This is a genomic window from Fulvivirga sp. AWR4_260 (assembly GCF_056158185.1).
Genome location: NZ_JBSWSU010000015.1, coordinates 449,607 through 462,297 on the forward strand (window position 1 = coordinate 449,607; position 12,691 = coordinate 462,297).

Below are 12,691 nucleotides of genomic sequence, written 5' to 3' on the forward strand. Positions count from 1 at the left end.
AAAAATGACGCGTAAATATAATTATAGATATTTTAATTAGTAATTAAAGTGTCTTTAATTTCTGCATATGTACAATAACAATAAAAAAAAGCCACCTCCCAGGTGGCTTTCATTTATTCGTAGAATGATATTGTTGTATTTGGAAGTAGAGCTTTAATTCTTTCTATCTCGCTTTCATCTTCACAGAGAGGGTTTTTCTCTAGCTGAAGAAACTTGAGGTGATGTAGCTCTTTGATTGCTTCAGGTAATGTGGTGAGCTTGTTTTTGCTTAAGTTAAGATGCTCGAGGTTTTTAAGGTTCTTTATGCTCTCTTGTACTTCTAAAATGTCATTATCACTCAAGTCTAGTGATTTTAATTTGCTGTGATTAAGAATTAATTCAGGAATGGTTTCCATGCCACTTTCGGCTTTACTTAAACTAACGATGTTGTCCGGTAAGTAACTCAGGTTGTCAAAAGTTTCTGTACCACTATTATTTATTGATAGGTGATTTAGGGATTTAATGTCTTGAAAATCAGATGGTAGTTTGTAAAATTGATCACCTGTTTCAAAAGAGGAAATTAAATTGAGCGATAACGATTGAATATTTAAAGCATTAAGTATTTCTATTATTTCAGGTAGTTCGAGGTATTGTTGATAAGACAAATCAATGGCGCGCAAAGATTTCAACTCTTTTAAGCTTAATGGTAAGTGTTTAGCTTTTTCTGGCTTGTCTAGCAAGGAGGGGTCAGAACGATCTAGGCTAATTTTTTCTAATGATTTAAAAGCTGCAATGCTATTGTTTAGTGCGTCAAAATTAATATTGCGATTTTCGTTAAGGATCAGAGAAGTGATTTCTTTGTGTTTTAAAAGGCTTGTGGGTAATTCTTTTAAATTCTTGTCTGCTGAGATTTCTACTTCTTTTAGTTTTTTAAGTTGTGAGAAAATACGCTCATAATCAAGATTAGGGCATCTTATGATATGAATATTTTCAATATCCAATTGAGAGAAATCAGCAGTAATGTCATCGTCAATAGCTAGTATCGTTAATGTTTTTAATGAAGGCAGCTGTTTAAGTATTTCAAAATGTTGTTCGAAATTCAGGTTTTGAGATAGTCCAATTTGAATTTCTTCTAGCTCGATTAGTTTAGTAGTAGAAGGAGGTAGTTCTGAATATGGTACATCGTATAACCTGAGAAGTTTAAGATGAGGTAATTTTGACGCCTTATCAATAACTTCTTCAATGTTCACATTTGGAGTACTTTGAAGCCTTAAAGTTTCTAGCTTATTGAGCTTTTCAGGATCAAAGGGTAGAGCTGTGAAATTATTGGAAATAAAACCTAAGTAAGTTAAGCTTTCAAGGCGATTAAAAATTTCTTCTGCATTTCTCCAGTCAAGATTATAAGAATCTTCTATTCTTAAAAGTTTGAGATTTTTCGCTAGTTCAAACTGATTAGGTAATACTTGATATGGGAAATCATCTATATATAAATCGTATACGGTCTCAGGTTCTTTAACTATTGATCTTAGATAAGCTCCTCCTGCATATTCTATAGTAGTTTGTTCTGAAGTGTTGGTAGTCATTTGTTTGCTGCAGCTTGAAAATAAAATAAAAAAGAAAAATAATGGATAGTTTCTTATGCACATGTACAAAAAATTATTGATTAAATGTGAAGTTAACCAAAGGAGTGAAATCTACAATCTGTCCTTTGAAAAGCTCAGCATCTACTGCTATTTCGGTAGCACGGCCTATCTGGAATAGGAGCTCAGGTTTCTTGTCCCCTTCGGCAGTTATTTTTAATTTACCCTGTATTTTATCAGTGGTTTCGAGCATGCCGCCCATGTTACCCGTTGCTTCTAAACCGTCTAATAGCATGGCACCTGTAGTCTGAGTTAAAGCTGATTTTGCCTGTTTGCAAATACTATCTGTGGCCTCATGAGAGTTTAACGAAAGAGGTCGTGCATCAGGATCTTTTTTTCGTGTCAGAGCTCTGTGAGCATTGTAAGCTGATACTCCTGCTTGAATAAGTTGTTGTAGAATTTCCCTTTCTGTAAAATCTAAACTGGTAATATTTTCAAGGGCGTAGGCAATGCTAAATTCAAGTTTTTGGAATTTCCATCCGCTGTTTTCATCGCTTCTCCAGCTGCTTCTTTTTTTGGTTTTATCAAACGTTGCTATCATTTCTTTGCTGCCACTAAAGGAGCCTACATTAAACGCACTGGCTAGTTTTAATGCAAACTCTCTTTGTCCACCTACTTCGTAGTCTTCAAAAAATCCGGGATTTCTCTGTGCTCCCATAATGCCGGAGTCTCTTAGGGATTGCTGAGTAAGTTTGGTGGCCAAGCTGCCTTCTAGTTCACCTGTAAATGTGTCATCGGCAACATTAATTCCGAGCTTTGCAGCTGCGCCATAAGACGCTTCATTATTATTACCGTCTTCATAGGTGCCATCGGTGTTAATTCCAAATAGCTCACGTTCCATTTCTGCTACGTTGTCTTCAGCGCCTACATCATCTTTTGCCTGCGCTAAAATGCTTTCATTATTATCTGCATAGATATAGTTAAGTCCATAATATATTGCCAGCGAAGATGGTAAACCTCCTTGTGCTGCAGCTTTCCAGTTATTTAATAAATCTGCTGCTACCCGGCCAGATTTATAGAATCCGTAAGATAATAGCTGTGCTGATGTTTGGAAGTCACTGCTTTCTGCACCTAAAAACATGGCGAACTCGGCACTTCCCTCTCCTAAATGAGGTATTTTTACGGCTATGCCAGCCATACCTTTCAGTTGATTGGCTATTTGTGTTTTGTCATCTTTTCTTTCCTGCTCCACTTCAAATCCAAACTTTAATCTACCTACGGAAATGGGTACCTCGATCCCAAGGTTTCCTGTAAGTTTAGAGCCTTTTGAAGAGCCTAAGTAGGTAGACATCATGTTGAGCATGGTGCTAAGTAGTGCTTGGATAGGATTTGCGGCTCCATCAGCTGCGCTTTCGGCTTTTTGTTTTACTTTCTGAGATTGTTCTGCTGTTAAAGAAGTTTGGTCTACTTCATCTTCTTTTTTTTGCGGAACTCCAGAGGCAGCAGCAGATACTCCCGGAGTGTTGCTTGTTTGTCCATTAGCTATTTCGGCTCCTTTTTGATCAGCTTCTTTTTCTAAAGAAGAGTCATCATTTACAGCCTGTCCTTTCATCTGGGTGGTTGGACTTACTTGGCCTTTTTTCTGCTGAGCTACATGGGTTAGTTCATGTCCTATTAATTGCTGACCTTCATTAGTTTCGGGGGCATATTTTCCTGGGGCAAAATGAATGTCATTTCCTCTAGCGAATGCCAGTGCGCCCATCTGGGGGGCTTCTTTTGATTCAGGGTGAACTTTTACGCTAGACATGTCTTCGCCTAAGACTTCTTTTGAGCGGTTAATGAAAGATGATGGCAATGCCGTAGTAGCAGAAGAAGTTCCGTGGCTCTGTGAAACATTGCCAGCCTTTTTTTGAGTTGTCTCCTCGTTCTCCTCTTCAGGATCTCGCATTAGTTGAGCTGGGGCCGGTTTGGAAAATGGACTTTGTTGTGCAGCTTTTTTTTGCTGCATAGTATAGTTTTCACTCCCAGTAGCCTTTATATCAGTTTGACTAAATTCTTGAGGGTTGTGTTTTTTGATTTTTTCATTGCTTGCAAAAACGCTATTATCCATGTCCGTTGAGGCCGATTTTTCCATTTAAGATAATGTTCAAGGGTTGTATTTCTGAATCGACAGTAAACATATTATTTTTTTTATAAAAAACTAAACAAATCTATTTGAATTATTAGTGTTTTACATGTAAGTAATTTCAGATTTTGGATTAAATTCCATTTATGGGACAAAAATTAAGCCTTGGTATGGCGTTTTTTTAAGCAGAAATTATGTTGATAAATGTTTAAGTGTTTAATTTTTAGTTTTTTAACTGTTTTTCTGCTTTGCCATGTAAGTTGTAGAGCCGGTATTGGCAAGGTATTCGTATTATCCTTTACAGCATATTTTCTTTTTCATGAACGCTTATACTAGTCGTTCGGATGTGATGAAGTATTTTTAGCGGAACGAAGATATTAATTAGCATTTTTTAATGCTTTTGGGTTACCCTAAGGGAAGAGGCGATATAGGGACAGCACCTCCTGAGAGCGAAATAATCCGTCTTCATCACATCCTGCGATTTAGTGTTCTTACTTTCCTCAACGCTTTAATCGTACTTTTTTGAGCTTCCATTAACTTTTTATAAATCAATTAGGTTGATTATAATGTAAGATTTATTTTTATATTTCTTAAAAGAGTCAATTATTAATGATTAGGATTATTCCAGAAGGTTTGCGCTTAACGATAAAGCTTATAGTTAGAAGCTGGTATGATCGTTTTTTGGGCATTAATGATAGTTTGGCTAAAGCATGTGTTGACGATTATCAGTTTCAAGAAGTATTTTCTTTAAGTAAGCCAATACCTACTATTCCTTCAGCTTATGCATATACCTCTAATATAAAGACCGCTGTTAATTTAATAGAAAAGGTAGTCATTGAGGAAGATGAGGTTTTTTCTTTATGGCATATTTTGGGTAGGCCTACGTTAAAGCATGGGTACTTGAAACTGCCAGATGAAGCAAATCAAAAGCCTGAAGGGACTTATTTTGCAGGATTATCTTACTTGTCTAGTTTGCTACATTATATAGCGTTAGAAACGGGGCTTGAAATTATAGAGCGTCATCATCATTTTAGTAAAGGGTTTGACTCTGATCCTTGGCTCCCATTTTTGCAGGGGGAAGAGGCAGTGGTGGCCTATGGTTTCAAAGATTTGAGATTTAGAAATACTTATGGCTTTCCTTTAAAATTTAAATTTGACGTTACTGACCTCAAAATTACCGTTAACCTTTTATCCACCTCACCCATAGAGCGTCAAATGATTCACTTCGAAAAACAAGAAATATCTGAGAAAACTCAGGTTTCGGGGCGCAATAAACGCGGTAAGATTGTTAATATCTCTGTTTATAAAAATACCGAATCCATTATAAAAATGTAATAGAATACTGATGCTTTAAATGTATATTAAGGTTATCAGCTATTTACAGGTTTTGTATTAAAATGTACAAGTATTAGCTGCTTGTTTAGGTATAGTTTTGTGATCAATTAAGAAAAGATATGTCTGTTTACGTTTTTGCAAGAATGAAAGTTAAGTCAGAAAAGAGGCAAGAATTTCTGGCTGCTATTGAAAAATTAGTTAATGCAAGTCGTGATGATCATGGTTGTATTCAATACGATCTGCATCAAAGCGCAACAGACTCTAGCACTTATTATATGAATGAAATTTGGGAAAATAAGGGCGCCCTAGATAGTCATTCTCAACAATCGCATTTTAATAAGTTTATAGAGTCATCTAAAGATTTATTAGCTAAGGAGGTAGACATTTTTGTTTCTACCAAATTGGATGTTTAAAGCAATTAAGAATGAAAGCATATATTGTAGAAGAGCCGGGTGGTTCAGAAGTATTAAAACAGGTAGATGTAGCTGTACCTCAACTTAATGATGGAGAGGTTTTAATAGCGGTGAAAGCCATAAGTATAAACCCTGTAGATGTCAAAAGTAGAGAAGGCAAAGGTATTTATGGGCGAATAAAAGAAGAAACTCCACTTATTTTGGGGTGGGATGTTTCTGGTATAATTAAAGAAGTGAAAGGTAATGTCTCTGGTTTTAAAGAGGGAGATGAAGTTTTCGGAATGGTTAATTTTCCTGGTCATGGTAAGGCATATGCAGAATATGTGGCTGCTCCGGCTGATCAGCTAGCACTTAAACCATCTAATATTTCTCATGAAGATGCAGCAGCATCCACACTGGTAGGCCTTACGGCTTGGCAAGTAATGGTTGATCATGGTAAAATTAAAGAAGGAGATAAAGTGCTGGTGCATGCGGCATCAGGAGGAGTTGGGCATTTTGCTGTACAACTGGCCAAGCATTTAGGGGCTTATGTTATAGGCACTTCTTCTGCTAAGAATAGAGATTTTGTTCTTAGTATGGGGGCTGATGAGCACATTGATTATACATCTCAAAATTTTGAAGAGATAGTAAGCAATGCTGATTTTGTGCTAGATACTTTAGGAAATGATAATATTGCTAAATCTGTAAGTGTAACTAAAGATGGAGGGATGGTGATCAGTATTCCTTCGGGGGTAAGTGATGCTGTTTTGGGAGAAGCGGAAGCACGGAATATAGAAGCCTATTTTGTGTTGGTGCAGTCTGATGGTGAAGATATGAAAGCTATCGCTGATTTATTAGAAGCTGACAAAATCAAAATGCATGTATCTAAAAAATATAGTTTTGATCAAATGGCTGAGGCTCATAACCAAATTGCCAGTGGCAGAACTGTAGGTAAAATCGTTATAACTTTATAATATCATTAAAAGAGAGTGGCATCACTCTCTTTTTTTTCTAAACTCCTCAGGGGTTACGCCTTCATGTTTTTTGAAAAATTTGCTAAAATAAGAGTTGTCATTAAAATTTAACGTGTAGGCTATTTCCGAAACACTTAGATGGTTAATCACTAACAAGCGTTTTGCTTCTAAGATAATTCTATTTCTAATCACTTCCCCTGCCGGTATTCCCAAATGTTCTTTGCATACCGCATTAAGATGATTTGGAGTTATGTATAATAGTTCAGCATACTCTTTAGGTAGCTTTAGTTGGGTGAAGTTCTTTTCTATTAATTGTTGAAAGTTTTTAAGAATGGTGTAATTGTAATTGGGTGATTTTGCAGGAGTCTCTTTCATGTTCACCTGCTCTATAATCATGAAAATGTGGAGTAGTAGAGTCCTACATAGATCCCAATATACTGTTTTGGTATTGTTTACTTGTTCAAAGAGCTTCTCTGACATGGATGTGACCTCTTGCAGCGTAGCTGATGGGAGTTTTAATACGCCATCTTCAGCAATGCCACTGAAAAAACTGAAGTTATCTATTTGGTCAGTTTTTAACAGAAATGATTCGTAAAATGATTTATTGAAGTTAATAACATAACCATCTACATCAGCAGAGAAATTCCAAGTATGTACCTGTCCAGGTGTCATAAAATAAATTTGGCCAGGAATAATGTCAAATTTTTTAAAATCAATCGTGTGATGACCAGAACCCTTTGTGAAAATTACTAAATGATAGAAACTGTGCCTGTGAGGGAAAATCAGATTTTTGTTTTTCTGTAGATATGGGGCAAAGTGATCGATTAATATATCACTCTTATTTTCATCTGATAAAGTGCAGCTATCTAAAATGGGGATGTATTTCTTCATAAAGGCATAAAAATAAAATTTTAATGCCTTTATGAAGTATGAATTAAGAATTTATTAAACTGATGATGTATTTGCCGTAGTGAAGGATTCTTTTTTATAGCTTACTCCTCCAAAGAGATGAAGAAATAATATTCTACTATAGCGAAAAAGAACCGGTAATAATATAATTACTGATGAAATGGTAAGAGTAATGTAGGTGCTAAGAGGAAAATCTCCCAATACGCTAAGAGCTACTCCCACGGTAGTAAATATGGCTACAGAAAATGCATAGCTAATATACATAGCACCAAAAAAGAAGCCGGGCTCTCTTTCAAAATGCAATTGGCAATGAGGACAGTCCTCATGCATTTCTGAAAATTTCCTTAAGTTGTATGCTGAGTACTTAAACATTTTTCCTGTTCTACATCTAGGGCACTTTCCGTGTGCTACAGCATTTAATGCACTTGGTTCTTTCATCTTCTATCGATTTAAGTATGCAGCAAAATTAAAAGTTCATCAAGCTATTGTCTGGGTGTTTTTCATGGTTAATGTGGTAATATTTACTGGTGAAAAAGCTTTCTTACATTCTGTTATTTTATGCTGAGTATATAATTAAAATGGGTTTTTAAAATTATTTTTTACCTGTAACTTCATGTCGAAAACCAGATAGCTTTATTATGAATGTAGCGTTTTTTAGTACTAAATCATACGATAAGGAATTTTTTGAACAGTTTAGGCCAGAGGAGATTGCTATAAAGTATTTTGATATTCAGTTGAACCCTGATACTGCCAATTTATCCATTGGTTATGATGGTGTTTGTGTGTTTGTTAATGATAAACTAGGGAGCGATACCCTAAAGAAACTCGCGGACAATAATGTTAAATTTATTGTGCTAAGGTGTGCCGGGTTTAATAATGTGGATTTGGATACTGCAGCTAATTTAGGTCTGAAGGTGTTTAGGGTGCCAGCATATTCTCCACAGGCGGTGGCCGAACATGCATTGGCGTTGATATTAACGCTTAATAGAAAAACACATAAAGCATACAATAGAGTAAGAGAAGGTAATTTCTCCTTAGAGCGTTTGAGGGGCTTTGATCTATTTGGTAAAACTGTTGGCGTTATTGGTACGGGTAAAATAGGTGTTCTTTTCGCGAAAATAATGAAAGGGATAGGATGTAATATTATTGCATATGATGCCTTTCCTAATGAAGCACTTAAAAGTGAGGGTATCAACTATGTGGCTTTTGAGGAGCTTTTGAGAAATTCTGATATTATATCTCTCCACTGTCCTTTAGTGCCAGAAACTGAGCATATACTGAATAAGGTGAGTTTTGATAAAATGAAGCAAGGTGCTATGGTTATCAATACCAGTAGGGGAGGGTTGATAGATACTAAAGATGCCATTGAAGCGCTTAAGTCGGGTAGGTTAGGGTACTTGGGAATAGATGTTTATGAACAAGAAGAAAAATTGTTTTTTCAAGATTTGTCTGAAAGCATCATAAAAGATGATTTGATTGCAAGGTTGATATCTTTTCCTAACGTATTAATTACGGCTCATCAGGGGTTTTTAACGCAGGAAGCCTTGCAGCAAATAGCCAAAACCACTATCAATAATATTATTAGTTTCGGGAGTGGGAATGCTTCTGAAAATGAAGTGAAAGTAGAGCAATTTCAGGTTAATAAATAACCTGAAATTGTATTTGGCGGTATTAAAAATTGGTTGATTTGGACCAACTTTCCCATGCCTGCATGTTGGTTTTAATACTTTCGATTTTATCGTTAGCCCTGTTAAATGCATCCTCTCCCAAAAATAATAGCGATGGGGGTGATGGATGATTGGCAAGTTTTATTAATGCTTCTGCCGCTTTTTCAGGATCTCCGGCTTGTACACCATTCATGTTTTGGTATTTCTGGTGAGAATCCCTTACTGCCTTGTAGTCTTCAATAATAGTTGCAGACATTACCAATGAGTTTTGAGTAAGAAATTCAGTACGGAAGGCACCCGGGTCCACAGCAGTTACATTAATGCCAAATTCTTTGAGATCTAGAGCTAGTCCTTCACTAAGGCCTGATAATGCGTATTTTGATGCCGCATATAGTGGCCAGCCTATTCCAGGGGCAAATCCTGCAATGGAAGATATGTTAATGATATGTCCTGAGCGCTGTTGGCGCAAATGGGGTACAGCGTTTTTAATAACTTTCAGTGCCGCAAAGAAGTTGATTTCAAAGCTTTTCATGATTTCATCTGTATTTACTTCTTCTACGCTGCCGCCTATGCCATAGCCAGCATTGTTAATTAATACATCAATACCTTTAAAACGATCTATGCATTTGTCAATGCCGTTTGATATTGATATGTCATCAGTAAGGTCAACTTCTAAAGGCAATAAATTATTTGTGTCGGTATTGCTTAAGTTGCTTTTTAAAGCCTCGATGTTACGTGTGGTAGCCGCTACGTTCTCTCCTTGGTCTAATAAAGTTTTTACCAGACTTAAACCTAATCCTTTTGAGGTTCCTGTAATGAACCATGTTTTAATTTTACTCATAGCATTCGTGTTTTATGAGTGCAAAGTAGGAGCAATATCGGTTAAGGGCTGATGTTCAGATCAAACCGATGATTGCGCAAATCAAACAATTATGGAGTCTCGAAAGGATTTTGGCGTTATGCCTAAGTGCTTTTTGAAAAAGTTGATGAAATGTGGTGGTTCTGTAAACCCCATGCACGTAGATATTTCAGCAATGTTCCAGTCAGTATGCGCCAGTAATATTTTAGATTCCTGAATAAAACGTTCTGCTATCAATGTTGAAGTTGTTTTTCCGGTAACTTCCTTAAGCGATCGGTTTAAATGATTTACATGTATTGAGAGTTGGTCGGCAAATTCTACTGGTGATTTGAGTTTTACTTGCTGAGCTGCGGTTTCTATAGGGAATTGTCGTTCTAGTAATTCTGTGAAAAACGAACTGACCCTGACCGCAGCGTTGTTATTCTTATGGTTAGTGCTCTGTGCTGGCTGTAATTTTAATGCGGCATGAGTTATTTCATACACCAGATTTCTTAGTGCATCGTACTTAAATTCATAATCTGATTCTAGCTCTGAAAAGATTTTATCAAAAGTAAGTTGGAATTTTTCAGCCTCTTCATTGGTAAGCTGGAATATAGGTGTGGTACCCGGTTTAAATAGCGGGTAGTCTTTTAAATGACCAAACTGATTAAAAAATGTTTCGGTAAATATGCAGAAACAGCCTTCTAACGTTTTGTTTACATGTTTCCAACTGTAGGGTATTTGAGGATTGGCAAAGAGTAATGCATTTTCTTTAACATCTACCGTCTGATCTGCATAATAAAACTTGGCCCTGCCTCTAATTAAGCTTATTTTATAATAATCTTTACGGCTGTAGGGGGTGTGCTGTGCACAGTTTCCTGCAAACTCTTCCATTCTGAATGCATTGAAATGACCTAAACCTTTTTTAAGGTTAGATGGCATCCATTTTAATTTGTGTTTATAAAAATCTTCTAAGCTTTGCGTCTTATTCATTATATATTAGATACGCAAATCAAACAAAGAAGTTGGAAGCTTTGGGGAGTAGAAATAGAGCACTACATAAGGTGCTCTATTAACTTTTTATATATCAAATACTTGCATTAAGCTATAGCAATGCTTTCTACTGCTTTTCCTAAAGCTTGTGGTTGAAGCTCAGGTACTGCAGTACCTTCTACACGGTATACAGTAATGTCTTGTACGCCTAAAAATCCGAATACTGATTGAAGATAAGGAGCTACAAAGTCAAACTGCTGACTAGGGCCTTCTGAGTATATTCCTCCAGAGGCTAAAGCTATATATATAGTCTTATCTTTAATAAGGCCTTCAGGGCCATTTTCGGTATATCTAAATGTGATACCAGCTCTCGAAATATGGTCAATCCATGATTTTAAGCCAGAAGGTATTCCAAAATTATATAAAGGAGCATCGATAACGATATAGTCAGCATCCATTACCTGAGCTATTGCCTCATCAGAGCGGCCAGCAGCAACTTTTTGCTCTTCAGAACGTGAGTCTTCAGGAGTAAAAAATGCACCTAAAATATGACCATCAAGGTGTGGGTAAGGTGTAGAAGCAAGGTTATTTACAGTTACTGTGCTGTCAGGAAATTTTGCTTGTAATTTTTCTACTATCGCATTTCCTAATTGAGTACTGTAAGCTTCTTCTCCTCTGGGACTTGATACAATTCTTAAGATCTTTGTCATGTCACTAAATATTTAATGTTTAAACAAAGATATGAAATTTTACTATTTTTTCAGCGTTGCTATCATTATTGATAGTCCTGTGCTATACAAAAGTATAGTGAGGTTCTGCCTTGTTAAAGATTAAAGATAGATTTTATATGAGGAGCAATTTGAGTTAAAGGTAAAATTTTATCAGCAGCACCTATTTTTATGGCTTCTTTGGGCATACCAAATACAATACATGATTTTTCATCTTGAGCAATAGTAGCTGCCCCAGCGTTTTTCATTTCTAATAATCCTTTTGCTCCATCTCCTCCCATTCCTGTCATTATAATGCCTACTGCATTTCTTCCTGCATATTTGGCAGTGGAGTAGAAAAGAACATCTACGGAAGGCCTGTGTCTATTCACAGGGTCTCCGTCTTTTATTTCAACATAGTACCTTGCACCACTTCGTTTTACTTCCATATGTTTATTGCCGGGTGCTATAAGTGCTTGTCCTCTCAGTATGGAGTCTCCATGACTAGCTTCTTTTACTGTTATTTTGCAAGTACTATTTAGCCTGTCGGCAAAAGATTTGGTAAATAATTCAGGCATGTGTTGAACGATTACTATTCCGGGGCAATCAATTGGCATGTCCAATAAAAATTTCAAAACTGCCTCAGTGCCTCCTGTAGAAGCCCCTACAGCCACTATTTTTTCTGTGGTGCGTATCATGCTTTGGTTTGTAGGGAGAGCACTATTGGGGGCTGCTGTAGCCATTGGAGTGGCTTTAGTAATCACGCTTCTTTTTCTTTTTACCACTGCCTTGCCTGCAGCTTTTACTATATCAATAATATGTCTTTCTGCAGTAGAGATGTTGTTTTTGTTTAAAGCTGATTTTTTTATAACATCTACAGCGCCAATTTCTAAAGCGTGCACGGCAGTTTCTGTGCCTCGTTCTGTTAAACTGGAGATAATAACTACTGGTATGGGGTGTTGAGACATTATTTTTCGCAAAAAAGTAATTCCATCCATGCGTGGCATTTCTACATCTAGGGTGATAACATCGGGTACTTCTTTGCTGATCTTTTGTGCTGCAATGTAAGGGTCTGCAGCTGTTCCCATTACCTCAATTTTTGGGTCAGAATTTAATATTTGAGATAATGTTTGCCTTACAACGGCAGAGTCATCAATGATAAGCACTCTTAATTTATTATTGATCATACCTG

At 36.5% G+C, this 12,691-nt stretch carries 12 protein-coding genes; 4 read left to right on the top strand and 8 right to left on the bottom strand.

The genetic code is table 11. The annotated features are described in order from the left end of the window. Positions 1-113 precede the first annotated feature (113 nt). Complete coding sequence (locus tag ACXACQ_RS08430; RefSeq protein WP_474975491.1) at positions 114-1,562, bottom strand: leucine-rich repeat domain-containing protein; 1,449 nt, start codon at positions 1,560-1,562, stop codon at positions 114-116. A 73-nt stretch (positions 1,563-1,635) separates the two neighbouring features. Next, positions 1,636-3,693 carry an eCIS core domain-containing protein gene (locus ACXACQ_RS08435; protein ID WP_474975492.1) on the bottom strand — a complete coding sequence of 686 codons (2,058 nt, stop codon included), beginning with the start codon at positions 3,691-3,693 and terminating at the stop codon, positions 1,636-1,638. Between the two features lie 600 nt (positions 3,694-4,293). On the opposite strand from ACXACQ_RS08435, the gene ACXACQ_RS08440 reads away from it, so the two are divergent. From ACXACQ_RS08440 to ACXACQ_RS08450, 3 genes are all read left to right on the top strand, one after another. Beyond that, positions 4,294-5,019 carry a VanW family protein gene (locus ACXACQ_RS08440; protein ID WP_474975493.1) on the top strand — a complete coding sequence of 242 codons (726 nt, stop codon included), beginning with the start codon at positions 4,294-4,296 and terminating at the stop codon, positions 5,017-5,019. Between the two features lie 119 nt (positions 5,020-5,138). Continuing rightward, positions 5,139-5,432 carry a putative quinol monooxygenase gene (locus ACXACQ_RS08445; RefSeq protein WP_474975494.1) on the top strand — a complete coding sequence of 98 codons (294 nt, stop codon included), beginning with the start codon at positions 5,139-5,141 and terminating at the stop codon, positions 5,430-5,432. Between the two features lie 11 nt (positions 5,433-5,443). After that, positions 5,444-6,385 (top strand): NADP-dependent oxidoreductase, encoded by a 942-nt coding sequence (locus tag ACXACQ_RS08450; RefSeq protein ID WP_474975495.1) that lies wholly within the window; start codon positions 5,444-5,446, stop codon positions 6,383-6,385. Between the two features lie 21 nt (positions 6,386-6,406). Here ACXACQ_RS08450 and ACXACQ_RS08455 read toward each other — a convergent pair whose 3' ends face one another. Together ACXACQ_RS08455 and ACXACQ_RS08460 are read right to left on the bottom strand one after the other, a co-directional pair. Next, the gene (locus ACXACQ_RS08455; protein ID WP_474975496.1) at positions 6,407-7,276 is read right to left on the bottom strand and encodes an AraC family transcriptional regulator; all 870 of its coding nucleotides are present in this window, start codon (positions 7,274-7,276) and stop codon (positions 6,407-6,409) included. 54 nt (positions 7,277-7,330) lie between these two features. Continuing rightward, a complete protein-coding gene (locus ACXACQ_RS08460) occupies positions 7,331-7,732 on the bottom strand; it encodes a DUF983 domain-containing protein (protein ID WP_474975497.1) in 402 nt (133 codons plus the stop codon). A 200-nt stretch (positions 7,733-7,932) separates the two neighbouring features. Here ACXACQ_RS08460 and ACXACQ_RS08465 point away from each other — a divergent pair, with 200 nt between their 5' ends. Then, positions 7,933-8,943 carry a 2-hydroxyacid dehydrogenase gene (locus ACXACQ_RS08465; protein WP_474975498.1) on the top strand — a complete coding sequence of 337 codons (1,011 nt, stop codon included), beginning with the start codon at positions 7,933-7,935 and terminating at the stop codon, positions 8,941-8,943. A 22-nt stretch (positions 8,944-8,965) separates the two neighbouring features. On the opposite strand, the gene ACXACQ_RS08470 is transcribed toward ACXACQ_RS08465, so the two are convergent. The 4 genes from ACXACQ_RS08470 to ACXACQ_RS08485 all read right to left on the bottom strand — a co-directional run bounded on the left by ACXACQ_RS08470 (position 8,966) and on the right by ACXACQ_RS08485 (position 12,686). Then, a complete protein-coding gene (locus tag ACXACQ_RS08470) occupies positions 8,966-9,802 on the bottom strand; it encodes an SDR family NAD(P)-dependent oxidoreductase (protein ID WP_474975499.1) in 837 nt (278 codons plus the stop codon). 81 nt (positions 9,803-9,883) lie between these two features. Then, positions 9,884-10,792 (bottom strand): helix-turn-helix domain-containing protein, encoded by a 909-nt coding sequence (locus ACXACQ_RS08475; protein WP_474975500.1) that lies wholly within the window; start codon positions 10,790-10,792, stop codon positions 9,884-9,886. Positions 10,793-10,899: 107 nt separating this feature from the next. Then, a complete protein-coding gene (locus ACXACQ_RS08480) occupies positions 10,900-11,502 on the bottom strand; it encodes an FMN-dependent NADH-azoreductase (RefSeq protein ID WP_474975501.1) in 603 nt (200 codons plus the stop codon). A 113-nt stretch (positions 11,503-11,615) separates the two neighbouring features. Continuing rightward, positions 11,616-12,686: a protein-glutamate methylesterase/protein-glutamine glutaminase gene (locus tag ACXACQ_RS08485; RefSeq protein ID WP_474975502.1), complete on the bottom strand. Its 1,071-nt coding sequence runs from the start codon at positions 12,684-12,686 to the stop codon at positions 11,616-11,618. Positions 12,687-12,691: the final 5 nt, after the last annotated feature.